This is a genomic window from Guopingia tenuis, from assembly GCF_014384805.1.
Classification (GTDB): domain Bacteria; phylum Bacillota; class Clostridia; order Christensenellales; family Christensenellaceae; genus Guopingia; species Guopingia tenuis.
This window is the reverse complement of the sequence record NZ_JACRSS010000002.1, coordinates 130,374-151,150: the sequence shown is the minus strand read 5'-3', so window position 1 is coordinate 151,150 and position 20,777 is coordinate 130,374. Positions and strand designations below refer to the sequence as shown.

General features: G+C 54.0%; 10 protein-coding genes and 2 tRNA genes. 1 reads left to right on the top strand and 11 read right to left on the bottom strand.

The annotated features are described in order from the left end of the window. Window positions 1–7: 7 nt before the first annotated feature. The 3 genes from H8693_RS05820 to H8693_RS05810 form a co-directional block, all read right to left on the bottom strand. Window positions 8–9,142 carry a DNRLRE domain-containing protein gene (locus H8693_RS05820; protein WP_249280207.1) on the bottom strand — a complete coding sequence of 3,045 codons (9,135 nt, stop codon included), beginning with the start codon at window positions 9,140–9,142 and terminating at the stop codon, window positions 8–10. A gap of 620 nt (window positions 9,143–9,762) precedes the next feature. Beyond that, window positions 9,763–9,851: transfer RNA gene (locus H8693_RS05815), tRNA-Ser, on the bottom strand. Window positions 9,852–9,926: 75 nt separating this feature from the next. Beyond that, complete coding sequence (locus tag H8693_RS05810) at window positions 9,927–10,079, bottom strand: hypothetical protein (protein ID WP_249280206.1); 153 nt, start codon at window positions 10,077–10,079, stop codon at window positions 9,927–9,929. A gap of 82 nt (window positions 10,080–10,161) precedes the next feature. Here H8693_RS05810 and H8693_RS05805 point away from each other — a divergent pair, with 82 nt between their 5' ends. Beyond that, entirely contained in the window at window positions 10,162–10,647 is a 486-nt protein-coding gene (locus H8693_RS05805; protein ID WP_249280205.1) for an amidase domain-containing protein, read from the top strand. Window positions 10,648–11,372: 725 nt separating this feature from the next. Here the strand turns inward: H8693_RS05805 and H8693_RS05800 are convergent. From H8693_RS05800 to dnaN, 8 genes are all read right to left on the bottom strand, one after another. Beyond that, a tRNA-Ser gene (locus tag H8693_RS05800) sits at window positions 11,373–11,466 on the bottom strand. A gap of 139 nt (window positions 11,467–11,605) precedes the next feature. Beyond that, window positions 11,606–12,721, bottom strand: a complete 1,116-nt coding sequence (locus H8693_RS05795) for a hypothetical protein (protein WP_249280204.1) — start codon at window positions 12,719–12,721, stop codon at window positions 11,606–11,608. 27 nt (window positions 12,722–12,748) lie between these two features. Beyond that, window positions 12,749–13,333: a hypothetical protein gene (locus H8693_RS05790; protein WP_249280203.1), complete on the bottom strand. Its 585-nt coding sequence runs from the start codon at window positions 13,331–13,333 to the stop codon at window positions 12,749–12,751. A 256-nt stretch (window positions 13,334–13,589) separates the two neighbouring features. Beyond that, on the bottom strand, window positions 13,590–16,043 hold the full coding sequence (gene gyrA / locus H8693_RS05785) for a DNA gyrase subunit A (protein ID WP_249280202.1): 2,454 nt from the start codon (window positions 16,041–16,043) through the stop codon (window positions 13,590–13,592). A gap of 27 nt (window positions 16,044–16,070) precedes the next feature. Next, window positions 16,071–17,972, bottom strand: coding sequence for a DNA topoisomerase (ATP-hydrolyzing) subunit B (gene gyrB / locus H8693_RS05780; RefSeq protein WP_249280201.1), 1,902 nt, complete (start codon window positions 17,970–17,972; stop codon window positions 16,071–16,073). A 22-nt stretch (window positions 17,973–17,994) separates the two neighbouring features. After that, on the bottom strand, window positions 17,995–18,255 hold the full coding sequence (remB, locus tag H8693_RS05775; protein ID WP_249280200.1) for an extracellular matrix regulator RemB: 261 nt from the start codon (window positions 18,253–18,255) through the stop codon (window positions 17,995–17,997). Window positions 18,256–18,344: 89 nt separating this feature from the next. Next, entirely contained in the window at window positions 18,345–19,424 is a 1,080-nt protein-coding gene (gene recF / locus H8693_RS05770; protein WP_249280199.1) for a DNA replication/repair protein RecF, read from the bottom strand. Between the two features lie 30 nt (window positions 19,425–19,454). Beyond that, window positions 19,455–20,549, bottom strand: coding sequence for a DNA polymerase III subunit beta (gene dnaN, locus H8693_RS05765; RefSeq protein WP_249280198.1), 1,095 nt, complete (start codon window positions 20,547–20,549; stop codon window positions 19,455–19,457). Window positions 20,550–20,777: the final 228 nt, after the last annotated feature.

Genomic DNA, 20,777 nt, shown 5'->3' with positions numbered 1-20,777 from the left:
AAAAAAATCATGCAACTGCCATTGCCCCTAAACCACCAGTAAAATAGGCAATGACGATTAAAGCAGTGGCCGTAACAACTCCGGCAACCACATCTTTTACTGGAACCGGTGCATAATCTTCTTCTGTTACAGCTTTTGGTTCAGAAGCAAGAATTGGTTGTGGATCATATGAAATATCGCAATAATATATTACCCCTCCACTAAAAGTTGTATATAATAGCGAACCATCGGGAGCAGCCACTATACCTAAAGCTGGATCTGTATCAGCAATTTCAACCATAATACCATTTTTAGCTGCAGCCTTCTGGTATCGAACAAGTTGTTTTCGTCCAGTACGAAACCCGTAGCTCGACGCAGGTTTAACCTCATAGATGATCGCCCCATCAGCTACGCAATAATTTGCATCCACCTTAGTAGCCACATCAATACGTCCATATGTGTCGACTCTTCCACTTGCGGCACCACCTAAAACATACACTTCGGGATAACCACCCGTTTTTGCTGCTAAAGCGGCCACAACTGCGTTGTGTTTCATGAGAGAGCCTCCATTATACGACCCTGTTGCTCCCGTTGCATAAGTACCTATCTCTTGTCCGCTTTTACCTGTACTTACTTTTTCTTGCTTTGAAGTATAACTATGTGATATAAATGCTTCATTTCCACGGCCATCTATTTTTCCCGTCCGTAGTCCAGATGTTGTCGTGGGATCGTTCCCAAACCCAGCGAATCGGGAGGCCGCGAACCCCGTCGGGTCCACCATATTAACGGGGTTGTTCCCGCAATAGCTGTACAGGTGCTGCGTCCACGGGTCATACGGGTTCCCACTGTAGCTGTCTTGCGAGAGGAACCGCCCCGTGCTGGGCTGATAGAACCGCGCGTTCATGTACTGCAGTCCACTGCTTGCGTCGCTCACGCTCCCCGTGAACGTCACGTCGTTTAAGAAGCTCTCGTTCCCCTTCTCCTCCGTGTTCCCGAACTCGTCGTAGTCGTAGCCCTTCACTAACCCCGCGTTTTTGTCCAGGATGTCCGTCACGCTCCCGCGCACGTCGTATCGATAGAAGTAGTACTGCCCCGCAAACGGGTCCGTCACCTCTACCCCCGGCACTGCAAACCGCTTGCTGGCGATGATCTGCCCCCCCGTGTTCAGTACGTTTTCGCTGGTCATCACCAGATCCTGGTTGGTTGTGAACAGCAGCGCTTCGCCCATGTAGTAAAATCTCGTGGTCTTGTCTTCTTCGACGCGCTTCAGCCGTTTTCCTGCCGCGTTGTAGGTGTTTGTGGTCGTCTGCGTGTCATATGTCACTTCTCCCGTGATCTCGTTGGCGCTGGGCGTCTTTACGCTCACTCCCGTGAGCAGCCCCCGCAGGTCGTAGGTATAGTCCGTCTCCTTGTTGTATACCTGCGTGTTCCCGCCCACCGTCACGCTCACATGCTGCCGCGTTTCCTTTTTCTGGTTCCCATTGGCGTCGTAGGTATAGCTGGCGACCGTCGTGTTCCCTTCCTTGATGCTCGTGAGCTGGTTTAAGTTATTGTAGCTGTAGGAGAGCGTTTTCCCTTCGCTCGTCTGCGTCAGCCGGTTCCCCACTGCGTCGTAGGTGTAGCTCGTCGCCTTTCCGTCGATGGTGGATTTTGTCAGCCGCCCCACCGTGTCGTATTCATACGCTTTGTTGACCGTTTTGGCCGTTCCGTAGTTGGTATACGTCTGCTCCGTCAGGATGTTCCCCACGTTGTCATACGTCAGGTCGATCTGTTCCTTTTTCCCCGTGACGCTCCCATAGCCCTGAGTTTCCGTCTTTGTCACCAGCCCCAGGCTGTTGTAGGTATACGCCGTCCGCAGATAGTCCGCCGTATTCCCCGCGTCGAACTTCCCGTATACCTGCGTTGCCTCCAGGTCGCCCCCCGCCGTATACGAATAGCTCTCCACAAGCTGCCCGTTCAGCCGCACCTCGCTCTGTCTCCCATAGCTGTCATAGGTGAAGCTCAGCGTCTGCTTCCCGGTTCCCGTCGCCGCCACGCCCGTCTGGCTGTTTTCCCTGGGATAGCTCACCCCGGACAGCTGCCCTGCTGCGTTGTAGGCGTAGTCGATGGGAAGCGCTCCCACCTTTTCCGCCCCCTGGGTCTGCTGGGATACCCGGTTCAGCGCATCGTAGGCATAGGCCGTGATCTCCGTCGCTCCATCCTTCGTCACCGTCTCCCGCGTCACATTGCCATTGTCGTCATAGGCATAGGTCAGATAATATCCCGATGCGGCCGAGGTATCCGCCCCCGCGGCATAGTAATCGATCCGCGTCGTCTGCCCCACGCTGTCGTAAGTAACCTTTTCCTTGCTGCCGTCGTTTCGCGTTACCAGCGTCACCTGGTTGTTGGCGTTATACTGATAGCTGGTGGTCATTGCCGCGCCTGCGCCGGATACGCCCGCGCGGTCTGCCGTCTTGCGCCCTGCCAGGTCAAACACGGTTTCGCTCACGTTGCCCCGGGCGTCCGTCACGGTGTTTTTGATGGTATCCCCGCTCACGATGTCATAGGCATAAGTCGTCGTGTTCCCGCCCTGGGTTACGCTCTTTAGCCGGTTCAGCGTGTCGTAGGTATAGCTCGTCACGGCCCCGTTCCCGTCCGTTGCGCTCAGCTGGTTCCCCAACAGGTCATATGTGAAGCTCTGCACTATGTTCTTCCCGCCCGGGTCCCGGGTCACCTTCGTCTGCTGGGAAAGTGCGTTATACTGCGCCGTCGTGACCCGGCCCGCACCGTCTGTCACCTTGGTCATGTTGCCGATCTGGTCGTATTCATACTGCACCGTGACGCCGCCGCCTGTCTCCTTTACGAGCCGGCCCTGCTTATCGTAATACTGGATGGTCTGCCTGCCCAGGCCGTCCTCGGTTGTGACCTTGTTGGCCTCGTTTGTGCCGTTGCCGTCGCTGTCCCACCGCCCATAGAAAACCGTCGTCTCCGTGCCGTCGGCATAGGTGGTTTTGATCGGCCGCCCCACGATATCGTAGGTATGCGTCGTCGTATTCCCCCGGGCATCCGTCTGCGTTTCCAGATTGGCGATCAGCGAATAGGTGCTTTGCACGGACGTACCGTCGGCATAGGTCGTTTTGATGGGGAAGCCCAGCTTGTTGTAATCATATGTCGTCGTCTGGTTCAGGCCGTCGACGCTGGTTTTCGTCCGCCCCAGGGCGTCATAGGTGTATTTAGCCGCCCGGCGGAGCTGTGTGCCGTCTGCCTTTTGCTCGTTAATCTCGGTGACCTGCCCCTTATCATTATATGTGTAGACCGTCTTTTTGCCCAGCCGGTCGGTATTGGAGATGAGATAGCCGTTTTCCCCGTTGCGGGCCGCATATACGTTGGTAATCACCTTGCCCGACGGATCGGTTTCTGTCAGAAGATTGCCCGCGCCGTCATAAGTATAGCTGGTAGTGAGCCAGGTGGAGCCGTTTTGCTTCACCTTCATCCGCGCCGGCTTGTTCCATTCATTATACGCCTCATAAAGAGTCTGGCTGCCGTTCGGCCCGGAAACGCTCAGAAGGTTCCCATCCGCGTCATAGCCGTAGGTATAGGATATGGCGGCGCTGCTCCCCTCCACGGTGCCCTGATAGTTCATCCCCGTGACCTGGAAATTGCTGTTGAAGGTGTAGTTTACCGCATGCCCCAGGGCATCCGTCTTCTTCGTCACCCGGCCTTCGCTGTCGAAGGTATAGCTGTTGGTAACCCCGTATTTATCGGCTACGGTCGTCGTGCCGCTGCCATAGGTGAAGGCAAAGGTCTCGCCGATGGGGTCCTCAATCCCCGTCAGCTTCCCGCCGCTTCCAAAGGAAAGGGTATAATCATTTCCCTCCGGATTGGTGATCGCCGCGAGCTTTCCATCCGCCCCATAAGAGAAGCTCTCGCCATAGGTATTGTTTCCCTCAATCAGCGTATAGGCCTGGTCCAGCTTGTCGTCGTCGCCGTAGACATAGTGGTAAACGATGCTCTCCGGCGAAGAAGCGCCTGCCTGGGTCCAGGATACGGTTTCCACCATATCCACATGCTCGTTGACGTAAGTGTAATCCGCGTCCCCGGGGTTTGCGCCCGAAACGTGATAGGTGATCTCGATCTTTTCGCCCACGGTATTTTCAATGCTTTGCAAATTGCCCCGGCTGTCATAGGCAAACGCCAGTGCGTTGCCGTTGGGGTTGGTGAAGGACAAAAGCTTCATGCTCTGGGCGTCAAAGTGATAGACGATGTTGTCCTTGCGGGTGATGGTGTATTCTCCCGCCGCCTCGTCATAGGCGAGCTTCATAAAGGTTCCCTTGGCGGACGCATAGGTTCCGTCGGCGTTTCGCGGGAACCGATGGAAGGAGCCGTCGCCGTCCTTCAGAACCATGCCCACTTCGTTTCCGCCGCTGGCGTCAAATTCCCTGAGAAGGCAGGTGTTGAAGGAGAAGTCCCAGCCATATCCCAGAGGCGTCTTGGTGGTGGCCAGGCTGTTATATGTCCGCCGCATCACCATGGCGAAGAAGGGGTCGGAAACCATCATATCCGTGGAGATATATGCCAGGTTGCCGTTGCTTACGTTCACATAGCCGTCTCCGCCGCCGGTTTTGAAGCCCACATAGCTCCAATAGTCCTGCAGACCCAGGCGCTTTTGCAGTTCATCCTCGTCCACAACCGTGGCCCACGCCTGGCCCGATGGCAGGCTTTCCCGAACATGGCCGCCAAGCGTCTTGCAGGCCGTCACCTGGTAATGGAAAGTCTTTCCATAATTTAAGTTATAGTCGCTCCAGCTCGTCTCCTCGATGCCCGAGGCAATAAGCGTATCTTCGGATGCAATGAAGTATGGCGTTTCGCTGCGGTAGATATTATACGTCACTCCCTGGGTTTCCGATGCCTGCCAGCGCAGCAGCGTCTGGTAGTTCGCGCCGGGAAGCGTGGACAGGTTTTCGGGTTCATCCACCAGCTTGACCACATAGGGCTGGCCGGAGGACAGGGTTTTAACGGAGAGCTGCCAGCTCTTGAGCGCAGGCAGGGCTGCGCCGTCCGGCGCGTTCAAAACCGCCTTCACGATCACTTCGCTGCCCGGCGCCGTCAGCGCCTTCCAGGCGGCCGCCGTGTTGGGATCGCCGGGCGTGATGTTCGTATAGTTCGCGCCGCCGTCCGCCGAAACCGCATATTGGATGGAGGTCCCTGCCGGAAGTTCTTCTTCCACCTTAAGCGCCACTTCCGTCACTTCTCCTGAAATCTGCCGCGGCGTGGAATATACGGTTCCCTCAGTTTTTCCGCTTTCCAGAACAATGCGGCCGCCCGCCGCGTCATGTTCCGTCTGATACAGCCCCGTGAAACCCCGGGCGCCTGCGGAAAAATCGTTGTCTACCAGGACAGCCGTGGAATAGAGGGTAAAGCGCGTCTCGCCGCTTATGCTTTCCAGGGCCGGCGTCTTGGAGGAATCCGTCGTCTGAAGCGTCACCCGCAGCTGAATGCTGCTGCCGGCATTGCCCGTGAGGAAATAGCGCCGGTTGGCCATCTCCAGGGTCTTTCCGCCGTCTCGGGAGACGGGGATCACGCTCGTCCATGTGGTCCCGCCGTCCGTAGACGCCTCATAGGAAATGCTCGTCCCGGCGGGATTGTTCTCGTCTACAATCAGGGCCAGTGAATTCACTTGCCCGGCGACCGCCTCCCCTTCCAGGATAAAGCTGCCCGAAGCCGCATAGGCACTGCCGCTCTTTTGAAGAACTGCCCGCCCCTCGCTCACGGCAACTGCGCTGGCTTCCGCCAGGCCGTCCATAGCCGCAAATTCTTCATGGAAGGTCAGGGAGCGATACGAGGCATGGCTGTATACATCCTCTCCCTGCGGATTTTTGCCCTGCACATAGAGGAACACGTTTTGTCCCTCGGGATAGGCCCAGTCGTTTTTCTCCTCATCCCATTTTGCCGCGTCAAAGGCAATGGTTTTGGCGTTATTCTCGGCCAGCGCCGTCTGGATGCCGTTCACAATGAGCCGTGCATTGGACACTGCGGTGTTCTGCGCATCCGCATCGGCATAATTAAACTGGATCTCTTCCCCGGCTTCAGAAATGACGGCGTCTGCCGGAGGCGAAGTAATAGTGAGCTGTGCAGGAAGATTTTCGCTTCCCGGCGATTTTAAAAGTTCGATGCGGTTGGATATGCCCAGATTCCCCGCCTGGTCCCAGCAATAGAGATAGAGGGAATACACCTGGTTGTCCTCCAGAGCTGACGTATCGAAGCTGCATAGATATGAATTGTTTAAGGTATTCCGTCCCGTATTGGCTGTGACGAGATTGGCGGCGGCCGGAGCCGTTCCCAGGCCATATCTCAGCTCCCAGCGGTCAAATAATGCCCGATTTTCTTCGTTTGTAATCGTGGCGTTGACCCGGAGCTTTCCGGCCACGGGCGTCGTATCCGGGATGGCGATGCTGGCAACCGGCGGCGTCGTATCCTTGTAATACATTCCGTCCACACCGGCGCTCTGATATCCCATGGCATCCACTCCCCGGATGCCGATTTTGTGCACGCCGTCCGCCAGACCCGAGCAGTCGATGGTATGGCTGCCTGAGGCAACGCCGCTGGATGTGGGAATGTCAAACCAGGGTGTTGCCGAAGATGTCCAGTCGATGCAGTATTTTGCCTTTGCCAGATTTGCGTCCGTAATTCCCTCCCAGGAAACCGTCGGGGAGGTGTTGTTGGTCCAGCTCTCCGGGGAGACGCTCACGCTGGTGGGAGACGTCGGCGCAGTATAATCGCCAACCGTGACCAGACTGGAATATTTCCATGCGGAAGCATGGTTCAGCTTATCATAGGCCATTACTGCAAATTGATAAGAAGAGGAGTCCGCAAGATCTGTAAAGGTATAGGAAAGCGCCGTCCCAGGCTGGGCATAAATCCAGGTCTGCGCCGGATCTTTCCGCAAACCCACTATATATCGGTCGATGCCGCTGCCCGCATCGGTGGCGGCGCTCCAGTTTATGGTGATACTCCCCTTGCCAGTGGCCGAAGGCGTGAAGGAGGGCGTTGCCGTGAGAGTATTGGGAACTGTCGGGGCAGAGAGATCCCGTTTATACATCACATTGGAGCGCACAGCCGCGCCAATGCCGCCCACGGTATTTTTGCCCCGCACCCATAGATACCGCTGCCCATCGGGCAGCCCCAGTTCAGTATTTGTCTTTGTAGTAGATTGCGTGGGTGTTGGAACTCCATTCCAAAGCGCTGTAAAGGCGCTGTCTGCGGGCTGGTTGGCGTCTGTGCTGGTGGCCCACTGAATTTCCGACAGCAACGCGCCCGCCGGCTGCGTCACCTTCATGCTGGTGATAATATAATCGGATGTCCAGGTGTTGGGGTCGTTGGAAATCGTGACATATTCCACCACCGGCGGGTCCACATAGTTCACCGTCAGCTTGGGCCGCTGGCTGGCCGTTCCATGCTGCGCCGAGGAAAACCGCTTGTATTTGTTGGGTCCTTCGTCCACGTTTTTCAGGCAGAAGCCGGGCAATGTGTTGTTCGTATACCATCCCTTCACCATTGCCGTCACGTCCCAGTTATAACTCTTTACGGCGCTCACTGAAGTTTTAGACGAAAGAGCCCCGAAGTTTGGCTGCTTATTCCATGTAATCGTGGCGTTGTCATAGGAAGTGGATGTCAGCGGATATACCCCGATATCCACAGTAGATGCACCAGAATAATTTTGATACAGGGTAAGAGTTGCGCTCGTGATGCTCTTATTCGTCCCGATTGCCGAAGGGAAGCTGGTCAGACGGTAATATCCGCGGGAAATTCCCAGGTCGCCGGAATTTCCGATTTTCACATTCGCATCATTGCCATAATTGTTATTATAGTACGCACTCGTAACGAAAGTATCGAACATCGTTAAATAGGTATACGTCACCGTAGGGTCGATGCGCACGGGATATACCCGGCTTTCATCCTCCAGCCATTCCCGGCTGGGCGTCAGGGTATAGCGGTATTCGGTTTCGCTCACCTTTTCCATCGATACTGCGATGTCATAGCTCTCCCGCTCCTCCGGAGAAGAGTCGATCATATTGGGCGCGGGAATCGCCGCGATAATCTCATCCGTCTCCCGATCCAGAAGCCATACGTTTCCATCCTCCAGCAGCACGGGATAGAGATTGGTGAAGTGAAAAGTGAAGGTAAAATTCCGTTCTTCTGGCAGCGCCGCCAGGACGATGTCCTCTTTTACCCCGTTTGCCGTGGCCTCCAGGACGATATCCTGCTTGTTGTTGAGGATCTTTTCAAAGGTGACTGCCTGGTATTCCATGCCCGCCTCGGCCTGCGCCGCCGTCACCTTCTCTGCCGGATTTTCCACAGGTTCCAGCTTGACAGCCGCATCCTTCTTCACGATCTGTTCCGGCGCCTGTTCCGCCAGGGCGTTGGCCGCTGCCGCCCGTTTTACCATATCCGCCGATCCCGCCGACGGCAGGAAGGAGATGTGATATCCATCCTTGGAAATGGTTGCCAGCTTGTCCGCCGCGTTTGCCGCAAATGCGATTTCCACCGGAGAAGAGACGGTTTCAAATATCGTCTTTCCCTGCCGCACCTGTTTTTCCAGGGCCGGGTTGATCTCCTGCCAATTGCCCGCATCATCCTTATATTTGATGGGCGCAAAGTAAATCTCTGCCGTGTGGCTCCCATCCGGGTTGTCCGTAATTTCGGTATATGCCTGCGGATCTTCCTTCTCCGGCTCCGGCTGGGCATCCATTACATCCCCAAAATTCTCCAGCGGCATTTGGGGCAAAGGAGCGCCTGCCTCCAATTCCCGGAAGCCCGAAAGGCTTTCCTCCACCCGCCGGGCCGCCTCTTCCGCTTCCAGCGGGTCCTCTGTCTCTTCGGTATTCTCCGGTGCCGCGGGCTTTTCTTCCGCCGGCGGTTCCGCCGTTTCTTCCGGCGCCGCAGAAGCGGGCGGCGTCTGCGTTTCTCCGTCGCTCTGCGCCGGACTGGGGCTGGGAGATGCAGAGGGCACGGCTTCCTCTTCATCCTTATTTTCGGAGACGTCTTCCTCCTCTGTCCCCGCCGCATAGGCAATATGCACGCCGCTTATATATTTCGCCCGTCCATATTCTCCTCCAAAAAACGCAAATACAAAAAAGAACACGATCAAAAAACAAAGAGCCTTGAATGAGCGATGTTGCAGCATGGCCGTTCCTCCTGGAAGTTTTGAGTCATGAGACAGAACATATTCCTATATTGATTTGTTAATTCTTGGATATTTTATAGTATATAGGATATATTTGGAAATTTATAGTCTGTTTGCAAAATTGTTACAACTATTTTTGTAAGATTTTTTCCTTTATTTTTTCAATATTCCCCCTTCCATGCTCCCGCCTCCTATGGAAATCACCGCGGCATAGCCTTTCCTGCTTATTTACCATATAAACAAAAAACGCCGATGTTTCCATAATTTTTAACCCAATAACACTTTTGGTAATATTCGATCCCGCAAAATGCCTGCGGCAGCGATTAAGAACCATGGAGCGGGTAACTGATTTTTTATAGAATAAATAATTGGAGCGAGCGCAACTCGTTCCGACGTGGGGTAACTTATTAAATTTGAATTTTCCCTGGACGCGGCAGAGGCGATCCATCCGCAAGAAAGCAGTCGGCAGACGAAGCATTAAACTGAATGAGGGACGAGCGAATTTTTTCTTTGGGAGCGCAGCCGTGACTTTTTGCGGAGAAGGGACAGCCACCAAGCGAACGTAAACGCCCTCGGCAATATGCCGAGGGCGTTTGTATGCAGCATTGTTTGCCGCGACGTGGCGGAGGAGGTGGGATTCGAACCCACGGTACCTTGCGGTATCACTGGTTTTCAAGACCAGCTCCTTAAACCACTCGGACACCCCTCCAACGGGCTCAGTATAGCATAAAACAGGCGCAAATTCAAGCCGCCGGTCTATATTCCCGTGAGAGGGGATGGTTCATCAAACCTGCCCTGTCCTTCTGCCGGAAAACCGCATCCCAACATCGCCGCTCCGCAGAATTTCATACAGACTTTCCGGATATTTCCCATGGGTAATGGTCGTTTGAATTTCCTGGGCCGCGTCCAGCTCTGCAGCCTGCAGCTCTGTCCGCATTCCTCCCGTCCCCCGCCAATCGTGAACCGCTTTTCCCTTTTCCGCATATGCTGATAAAAAGCCATTTTTAAGGAGGATTTGTATGCGGGAACGCGGCTATGACCGGGATGCTGCTGGAGCTTATGCCAGGGAATGGGCTATGAAGCGTAACCCGGCCTATCTGAATTTTGACAACCTGGGCGGCGACTGCACCAATTTTGCATCGCAATGCCTCTATGCCGGGAGCCGGATCATGAATCCCAAAAAGATTTATGGCTGGTATTACTATTCCTCCTCCAACCGCACCGCCTCCTGGACAGGGGTGCCCTATCTCTATAACTTTCTTACCGGCAACAAGGGCGTCGGCCCCTATGGCGCAGACGCAGACGCCGCAGCCATGGAGGTGGGGGATCTCGTGCAGCTGGGGCATGCCAACGGGCAATTTTATCACAGTCCCGTGGTGGTCGCCGTGGAGGATGGAGAAATCTTCGTTGCGGCCCATACCTTTGACGCCTATATGCGCCCACTTTCCAGTTATGTATACGACCAGGTGCGTTTCATCCATATTCTTGGCGTCCGTGACTGGTGAGAGCGGTCTCTAGTTTAGTGCATGCAGCAATGCCGGATAAAGCAGATAGAAAAAGATTTTTATATATGGCAATATGCCAGTTCGGCTGCCGCCGGATTTTGCTTTTGCCCGAAAAAGCGCAGATGTTTTCTCGGCAGGCCGGCAAATGTTCCCCGTAAAAATATGATATTCGCGTGCTTTGGCATGGCAGAAACTGCCGGAATGTGATTTTCACCCGATAAATCTGCGGCAAAAATGGCGGCAGAGCAAAATTCCACTTGAAAAATGAAGCGGGGCGTCCATGAGCATCTCATGAGCGGAGATAGGAATACCGCGGCAAATCAAACGGCATCCGCATTTGAAAAAATAAACATATAAAAAAGCCCGAAACCATGGTGTTTCCGGTCTTTTTCCTTTGGAATACCCTGCCAAATTTGAATTTCCCCGCACGCAAAAAAGCGGCAGCGCAGCGGAGCCGTTGCGGGCGCGTTTATACTAGCGGCGATGCAGGTGTGCCTTTTTTATGGAAAGAGAAGTTAATATATGAAAAGCACATAAAAAAGATATTTCTGCGTTTTCGGAGGGAGAATTTGTTCCTGAAAAAGGTTGGCAGAAAGCCGAAGCGTCACAAACGCGTCTACAAGCGAGCAGTGTGCCCTTTTTTGGGAAAGGAGATGCTGCGAAATGAGTGCGCCGGTGATTTTAGTAAAAAAGCCGCCGCAAGCTACATATCGCTTGCGGCGGCGTGGCGGAGAAGGAGGGATTCGAACCCTCGCAGCGCTTCGCACGCTCTACTCCCTTAGCAGGGGAGCCCCTTCAGCCATACTTGGGTACTTCTCCAGCTGAAGTTTTCTTTTTCCTTTTTATCGCCGGCATATTTCTGTGAACAGTTGTCAGCGTGAATTATTATACCCCATTTTCCTAAGATTTGCAACAGGTAAACCCAATATTTTTACAAGATGGGGATTTTTCCGAATGGTTATCGTTTCAGTGTATAGCTCTTTTCTTCCAAAAAGCTATAGATCTCCATGGTATCGGCGGATACCGGCCGGAATTCATATAGCCGGAACTCACTGCTTCCCGCCTGTCCATAGCACACGCCGTTTTGAATGTAATAAGTCTGTGCATTTCCAATCTCTAAAGAAGTAGCAATGCCATCCTCCCAGTCATAGGTAAAGACATGGCGGCCGCTCTCCCAATCTCCCTCCATATATATGGGGAGAAACCGCCAGCAGGCCATGGTTCGCCGCACTGGTTCAAAATCCATCCGCTCCATCAGCTCTTCCACAATTTTTTCATCATCGGAATTCTCCACGATGATGCAGGTCAGCATAAAGTAATCGCCTGCGTTTTCCCTTTCCTCCGGAACATGGACAAAACAGGAACAGGCGGCTTCCCATAGCGCCATATCCTCCCCATCCCATTGAAGAGCCTCTTCAAAATATTTTATCCCTTCGGCATAAAAACGCTCTTCCAGCGCACTCTCCAGAGCTGCGCCCTCCGGATGGCCGTTGATTTCCGCTTTCATGGCGCAGTCATAGGCATCTTCCAAATAGGAAACCATTTCGGGATCGCAATCCCCGCTGCTCATATCATAGATCTCCAAAAGATATTTTGCCTGGCTATAGTATACCTCCCCGATTTTTTCTTCTGCTCCCGCTGCGCCCTCTATTATCAGTTCCCGAAAGATTTCCTCCGCTTTCTCAAATTCCTTTTCTTTAAGCTGTTGATCGCCCCAGGCAAATTTGCTTTCTATACGCCTCTCTTTTGCATCCAAATAGTCGTCGCCCAGCTCGGAAAAGCCCGCGTCTGCTCTCTCATAGTCGCCGTTTTCAAAGAAACGCCCCGCTTGAATATATTTCCGGAGAGTCGCAGTATCCCGGTAAAAATCCGGCATAACCGAAGCCGCACGCTCTGCCGCCTGAAAATCCCCGGCTTCCGCCGCCTCCTGCATAAACGTATAGCGCCCTTCCACCGCTGTCCACAGCCCGAAGGTTCCCAGGCCCAGCAGCAGAACACAGGGAAGTACAATTCCCAGCCACACGGCCTTTTTCACGGAAATCTGTTTTTTCTTTTCTCCCTTTTCCCTTTTCATGTTGCCTTCCCCTTTCCCGTTTTTCCCTCAATACCACATCGCATCCGAATATAAAATATCCCGGCTGGGCGGAAAATCCGAATACAGCTCCAAAAACGCCCGTTTCTCCTCCCGGGACGCATTGGACGTCACCATTTCCAAAATATTTATATACTTCCCCGTGTCCCGGTAGCCAAGCCCCTTTATCAGACGGAAAAATTCCAGCGCCTGTTCATAATAATATGAGCTGTTTTTCGCATCCCGGCAGCCCTGTTGCACCAGCTCCTCCGCCGCTTCATACGTCGTTTCCCAGACTTTCTCCGCCATCTCCCGGTCGCCTGTTTCCCCTCTTTTTACGAGTCTGCGGGCAATTTCATTGGCTTCGCTGAGCTGTTCCAGGGATTCATCGTCCATATGATACGACTTTTCTGAAAAGGCGTCCAGCAGGGACTGGGCGCGGCTCTGCATCCTCTCCTGTCCGCCCCGCATTTCCCATGCCAAATTTACCCAGAAAGGAAAAAAGAACCCCAGGGAACATCCAAAAATACCGATGGCAATAATGCCGGCGATGAGCCAGTTTGTCCCTGTGTTTCGCTTCGCTTTCCTCTGACAGTCCGGCCGCGGCTGCTTCATTTCCCTTTCCTCCCAAAAGTCCGGCGAGCCCCTATTTACTTTCATATATTGGATACCATCAGCATACCAGAAAACAGCCGAAAAGCAAACACAAAAAGCGACATTTTTCCGGTTTTTTTTGCTGCTTTCCCAGCTCTGCGGTTTTTTCGTTTCCGTTCTTTCCTTTCCCTGCACTTTTTTTGGACTTCAATAAAAAACGCCGCCTCCCAAAAGCCGGAAGCGGCGTTTTTCTCAATTTGTTGAAAGAAAGATTCTCTTATTCTTCCGCGCCTTCCTCTTCCCCGGAAATATCCTGGGGCAGTTTGGCGACGCAGACCACCTTGGTGTCATCGTCAATGCGCATGAGGCGGACGCCCTGGGCCGAGCGGCCAAAAGTGGAAATCTCAGCCGTATTCATGCGGATCAGCACATTGGCGCTGTTCACCAGGATGATATCCTCGTGGTCGTTCACCACCTTCATGCCGCACATGGCCCCCGTCTTTTCGGTGATGCGCAGCGTCCGGGCGCCGATGCCGCCCCGGGTCTGTTCCCGGTATTCGCTCTCGGGAGTGCGCTTGCCATAGCCGTTTTCAGAAATAACCAGCACATATTCATCCTTGTTAAGCTTGCAGGCGTCCACAACGCTGTCGCCCTCCCGGAGCTTAATGCCCCGCACACCCACGGCCACACGGCCCATGGGGCGGACGTCCTTTTCATGGAAGCTGATGGCCATGCCGTCCCGGGTGCCGATGATGATGCTGTCGTCCCCATGCGTGCGGATGACGCTTATGAGTTCGTCGCCCTCCCGGATAGCAATGGCGATCAGGCCGTTCTGGCGGATGTTGGTGAACAGGGAAAGCGAGCTTTTCTTCACCACGCCCTGCCGCGTCACCATGAGCAGATTGGCCTCCTCCTCAAATTCCGAAATCGGGAATACAGCGGAAACTTTCTCGTCCCCTTCCAGCTGCAGGAGGTTCACAATCGCCGTTCCCTTGGCAGCCCGCCCGGCTTCGGGGAGCTGATAGCACTTCTTCATATAGACCTTGCCCTTGGTGGTGAAGAACAGCAGATAGTTATGCGTGGACGTGACGAACACATCCTGCACAAAATCCTCCTCCTTGGTGGCCAGGCCGGTGACGCCCTTGCCTCCCCGCTTCTGGGCCCGGTAGTTATCGCTGCTGGTGCGCTTGATATAGCCGTGGTGCGTCAGCGTGACCACCATCTCCTCCTCCTGGATGAGCTCGTCCATATCGATCTCATCCTCGTCAAAGGTGATGGTGGTTCGGCGGGGATCGCCATATTTCCGTTTGATCTCCAAAAGATCCTCCCGGATGATATCGTCCACCAGCTTGGGGTCGCCGAGCACGCTCTTTAAATAAGCGATTTTTTCCGTCAGGGCTTTAAATTCCTCGGTGAGCTTATCCCGCTCCAGGCCGGTCAGGCGCTGCAGCCGCATATCCAGAATGGCCTGAGCCTGCACTTCCGTGAACCCAAATTCCTGGATCAGCCCCGCCCGGGCGGAAGCCGCATCCTGGCTGCCCCGGATCAGGGCCACGATCTCGTCGATGGAATCCAGCGCTTTCAAAAGGCCTTCCACAATATGCGCCCGCTTCTCCGCCTTTTCCAGGTCAAAGCGCGTCCGGCGGACGATGATCTCCCGCTGGTATTTCAAATATTCCACGAGAATCTGCTTGAGATTCAGAACCCGCGGCTCGTTATCCACCAGGGCGATCATAATAACGCCGAAGGTGGTCTGCATCTGGGTATGCTTATAGAGCTGATTCAGCACCACATGGGCGCTGGCTCCTTTTTTCAGGTCGATGACCACCCGCATGCCCGCATGGTCGGATTCATCGTTGACCTCGGAAATGCCCTCGATTTTCTTCTCGTGCATCAAATCCCGGATATTTCCCACCATCTGCTCCTTGTTGACCTGATAGGGGATTTCCGTGACGACAATCCGCTCGTGTTCCTTTTCGGTTTCGATCTCCGCCCGGGCCCGGATGCGCAGCTTGCCGCGCCCCGTGCGATAGGCCTGCCGGATGCCCGAAACGCCCACGATCTCCCCGCCCGTGGGGAAATCCGGCGCGGGAATATAGTCCATCATTTCCTCAATGGTCAACTCCGGATTTTCGATGAGGGCCACGCAGCAATCCACCACTTCCCCCAGGTTATGGGGAGGAATGTTGGTCGCCATGCCCACGGCAATGCCGCCGGTCCCGTTCACCAAAAGCTGGGGGAACCGGGAAGGCAGGGTCACGGGCTGCTGAAGCGTATCGTCGAAGTTGGGATAATAGTCGATGGTATCCTTGTCAATATCCCGCACCAGCTCCATGGCAATTTTGCTCAGCCGCGCTTCGGTATACCGCATCGCCGCCGCCGAGTCGCCGTCCACCGAACCAAAGTTTCCGTGGCCGTCCACCAGCATATAGCGCATGGAAAAATCCTGAGCCATGCGCACCAGGCTGTCATAAATGGCCGTGTCTCCATGGGGATGGTATTTACCAAGAACGTCGCCCACGATGCGGGCGCATTTCTTATGGGCCTTGTCCGGCGTAATGCCCAGCTCGATCATGGAATAGATGATCCGCCGATGCACCGGCTTCAGGCCGTCCCGCACATCGGGCAGCGCCCGGTTGATGATAACCGCCATGGCATAGGAGATAAAGGATTTTTTCATCTCCCCGCCCAGGTCTACGGGAATGATTCTCTGCGTATTCTTTTCTTCCAAAGGGTTCCCTCGCTTCCTGTCCGTTCCTTAAATATCCAAATCTGCCACCAGCTTGGAGTTCTGCTCAATAAACTCCCGCCGCGGCTCCACATTTTCACCCATGAGGATGGTAAACAGCTCATCCGCCTCGATGGCGTTCTGCAAATCCACCTGAAGGAGCGTGCGCTTTTCGGCGTCCATGGTGGTATCCTTCAGCTGGTCGGCGTTCATTTCGCCCAAGCCCTTATACCGCTGGATCTCATAGCCATCCCCGATCTCTGCCAGATATTCCTGGAGCTGCTCGTCGGTATATACATATTTCACGTTCTTATTCTTTGTTATTTTAAAGAGCGGCGGCTGGGCGATATAGACATGCCCCTCCTCCAGAATCGGCCGCAGATAGCGGTAAATAAACGTGAGAAGCAGGGTTCGGATATGGCTTCCGTCCACATCCGCATCCGTCATGATGATAATTTTGTCATAGCGGAGCTTGGTGATATCAAATTCCTCGCCGATGCCCGTGCCGAAGGCCGTAATCATGGCGCGGATCTCCGCATTGCTCAGCGCCCGGTCATAGCGGGTTTTTTCCACATTCAATATCTTGCCCCGCAGGGGAAGAATCGCCTGGGTTCTGCGGTCCCGGCCCTTTTTTGCGCTGCCGCCGGCGCTGTCGCCCTCCACAATGAAAATTTCCCGCTCGGAAACGTCCTTGCTGGTGCAGTCCGCCAGCTTTTGGGGCATGGAAAACAGGCCAGCCTTTTTGCGGGAAACATCCCGGGCCTTCCGGGCGGCCTCCCGGGCGTTGCGGGCCATCAGGCATTTATCCACAATGCGCTTGGCCTCCCGGGGATTTTCCTCCAGATATTCCGAAAGCCCCTTGGTCACGCAGTTTTCCACCAGCATGCGCATATTGCTGTTCCCGAGCTTTGTCTTTGTCTGTCCCTCGAACTGGGGATTGGGGAGCTTGACGCTGATGATGGCCACCAGGCCTTCCCGGATATCCTCGCCCGCCAGCTTTTCTTCCTTTTCCTTCAGCATGTTCATCCGCCGGGCATAGTCGTTCACCACCTTGGTGAGCGCCGCGCGGAAGCCGGTTTCATGCGTGCCGCCCTCGTGAGTTCCGATGTTGTTGGCAAAGGAATGGATATTCTCGTTATAGCTCTCGTTATACTGCATGGCCACTTCGACCTTATAGAAATCCTTTTCGGCGGCCATATAGATGGTCTGTTCAATGAGGGGGGTCTTGTTGCGGTTCAAATATTCCACAAAGGATTTAATGCCGCCCTCATAGCAGTATTCATGCTTCACGGCCTTTTCGCCCCGCTCGTCGGCAAGGGTGATATGAATGCCCTTATTCAAAAAGGCCATTTCCCGGAAACGCACCCGCAGGGTATCATAATCAAATTTTACCGTTTCAAAAATTTCCGGGTCCGGATAGAACTGGATCTCGGTTCCGGTTTCGTCTGTCTTTTCCACAAACTCTACGCCGGTCGTCGGAATGCCCCGCTCATAGCTCTGGCGCACCCGCTGTCCATCCCGGGCAACCGTAGCCGTCAGATGTGTCGAAAGAGCGTTGACCACGCTGACGCCCACGCCGTGCAGCCCGCCGGACACCTTATATCCGTTTCCGCCGAACTTGCCGCCGGCATGAAGCATGGTGAGCGCCACCTCCAGGGCGGATTTCCCGGTTTTTTCCTGAATTCCCGTGGGGATGCCCCGGCCGTTGTCCTTCACCCGGATGCCGCCGTCCGCCTGAATCACGACTTCCACCTTGTCACAGTATCCTGCCATCGCCTCGTCGATGCAGTTATCCACCACCTCATATACCAGATGGTGCAGCCCCCGGGCATCCGTGGAGCCGATATACATGCCCGGACGCTTGCGCACCGGGTCCAGGCCCTCCAGAACCTGGATTTGATTCGCGTCATAGGAATTGCTGCTTTGTGCCATATGTTCCGCCTTCCCTCCTTTTCTATTCCAGTTCCATCCGCCCCGCGCGCTTTGCCAGCGTCGTGCTGGAAATGGGGGAATAGAAGATCTCCCGAAGCCCGTTTTTCTCAGTCAGGATGATGGATTTAATTTCCTTATCCAAAATCACCCGTTTGCGGGCTCCCTTTTCAAATTTCTTTAAAAAAGCGCCGGTGGTTGGATTCGCCGACGCTTCTTTATATGCAAGGATCATCAAAACACTGCTGGAGGGGACGCATTCTCCCCCGCCCAAATGCAAGATCATTTGTTTCCCTCTTTCTAAAAAAAGCTCAACTTTCTTCTTATATATTATATAATATTTTTCCGAAAGTTAAAAGCTTTTTTGCCAAATTCCTATAAAAATATTTGTCCGCCGGACACCTTGAAAATTTTTGCCCCTCTCACGTCTTTAATGCCCGAAATATCCGTTGAAGTGATAAAAACCTGATTTTTCTTAATGATAGACAACAGCCGTTCCCGCCGGGAAATATCCAGCTCTGAAAACACATCGTCCAGGAGGATCACCGGCCGCTCGCCCGTGGAATGCCAGGCGATCTGGGCGCAGGCCAATTTGATGGAGAGCATGGCGGTTCTCTGCTGCCCCTGCGAGGAATAAAGCTTGCTGTCCCGTCCGTTCACCTGAATCGACAAATCCTCCCGATGCGGGCCTATGAGAGAAACCCGCAGCTCCTTTTCCCTTTCCCGGTTCTCCGCCAGCTTATGAATAAGAGCCTCCTGCAAATTTTCTCCTTCCACGCAGGCTTTATAGGAAATTTCCAGCCGTTCCCCGCCGTCTGTCAGCTGGGCATGGATGGCCGCGGCCTCCTTTGCCAGCATTTCCACAAATTTAGCCCGCCGCCGGATGATCTTTGCTCCAGCCTCCGCCGCCGTCTCATTAAATGTATCCAGCAGGGCGTCATCCACCCTCTGTTCCTTCAAAAGCCTGTTTTTTTGCTTGATGCAAATGGCATACCGCTGCAAATCGGCATAATAAAGCGGCCGGATTTTGGAAATTTCCATATCCAAAAGCCGCCGCCGCAGGCTGGGCGATTCCTTCACGGTTTTCAAATCCTCCGGAGCGAAAACCACCGTGTTGATGACACCCATCAGTTCTCCCACCCGGCGGATGGGAACGCCGCCCACCTTCACACTGCGCTTTTCCCCGGAAAAAAGGGCGGCTTCCACCTTCCCCCCATGGGAGGCCATGCGATAGGAAACCGCCAGATAGGCGCTTTTTTTTCCCTCCCGGATGAGCTGGGCTTCTCCCGCTCCCCGGAAGGATTTCAGGCAGGACAGATAATTCACCGCTTCAATGAGGTTGGTTTTCCCCTGGGCATTTTCCCCCACCAGCAGATTGACGGCCGGGCTCAAATCATCAAACACCAGGCTGGAAAAATTCCGAAAATCCTTCAAAACCAGCTTTTCAATAATCATGCCGTTCCGCCTTTTCCTCTGCCCGCCGGTTTAGCTGCGCACGTTCACCGGAACCACAATATAAAGATAAGCGTCCCCTTCCGCCGGGCGGATGACGCAGGGCTTCAGGCTGTCGTTAAATTCCAGGAAAACGCTCTCTTCCTCCACTACCTTAAACACATCCAGCAGGTATTTGGCGTTGAAGGCGATTTTCAAAACCTCCCCCTCTACCAGCACCGGAATTACATCCTTCGCGGCGCCGTATTCGGAATTGGAGCAAAGCTCAATGCTGTTCTGCCCGATTTCCAGGCGCACCAGGTTGGAAGAATCCTCCTTGGCCAGAACCGAAACCATCTCCAGGCTCTTTTCGATGAGCTTCGTCTCCACCTTAACCCGGGTTTTATAGGTCTTGTGAATGATGCTCTCGTATTTCATAAATTCGCCGTCCAGCAGACGGGTATAGATATCCGTGTTTTCCATGCGGATATAGCAGGCGGTTTCTCCAAAGGAGACCTGCACGCTTTCTTCCTCGTCGCCCATGAGCCGCGCCACTTCTTTCAGGGATTTTGCGGGAACGATGGCCCGAATAGCGCCGGGAACCTCCATATGAATGGTGTTCTTGGCCAGACGGATGCCGTCGATGGCAACCGTGCTCAAAGTGTCTTCCCCGGATTCAAAGAGGATGCCCGTGAAAACCGGCTTATCCTCGCCCATATAGGCGGAAAAGGCTGTCTTATCGATCATCCGCTTGAAATCTCCCTGTTTCAGCGTAAAGGAATCCCCTTCCATTTCCGGGAAAGCGGGAAATTCGCTGGCATCCATCTCCTGAAGCACCACAGCGCTGGAACGGCAGGAAAGGCGGACGCCCGAAGGCTCCTGGCTTTCAAAGGTCACCTCGCTGTCCGGGAATTTGCTGACGATCTCCTGCAAAATCCGGGCGGGAATGCAGGTCTGGCCGGGTTCTTCAATGTCGCCGTAAATATTTGTGCGAATGGCGGTGACTGTATCGAAGGCGTCCAGGGTCAAAGTGCTGCCGGCCACAATATGGATGCACTCCAGGATGGATTTCTGGAATTTGGTATAGGTGGCTTTGATGACCGTGTTGATGCCCTTTAAAAGTTCCTGTTTATTGCATACAAACTTCATGTGTACCTCCACAATTATATAAAATATATAGATTTGTCGTAGTAGTAGGGGGTGTGGATACCGTGGATACTTTCCATATGCCCTTCACAAAGGCAAAAATCGGCATTTTCCCCTGTGGATAGATTTGGGAGAAAGCGGGGAGAGAGACAGGGAAACTGTGGAGAAATGACGGCTTTCCGCCGGGAAAAAATCTCCCGCCGCCGGAAAGATCCACGCGGTTTCCCCGGG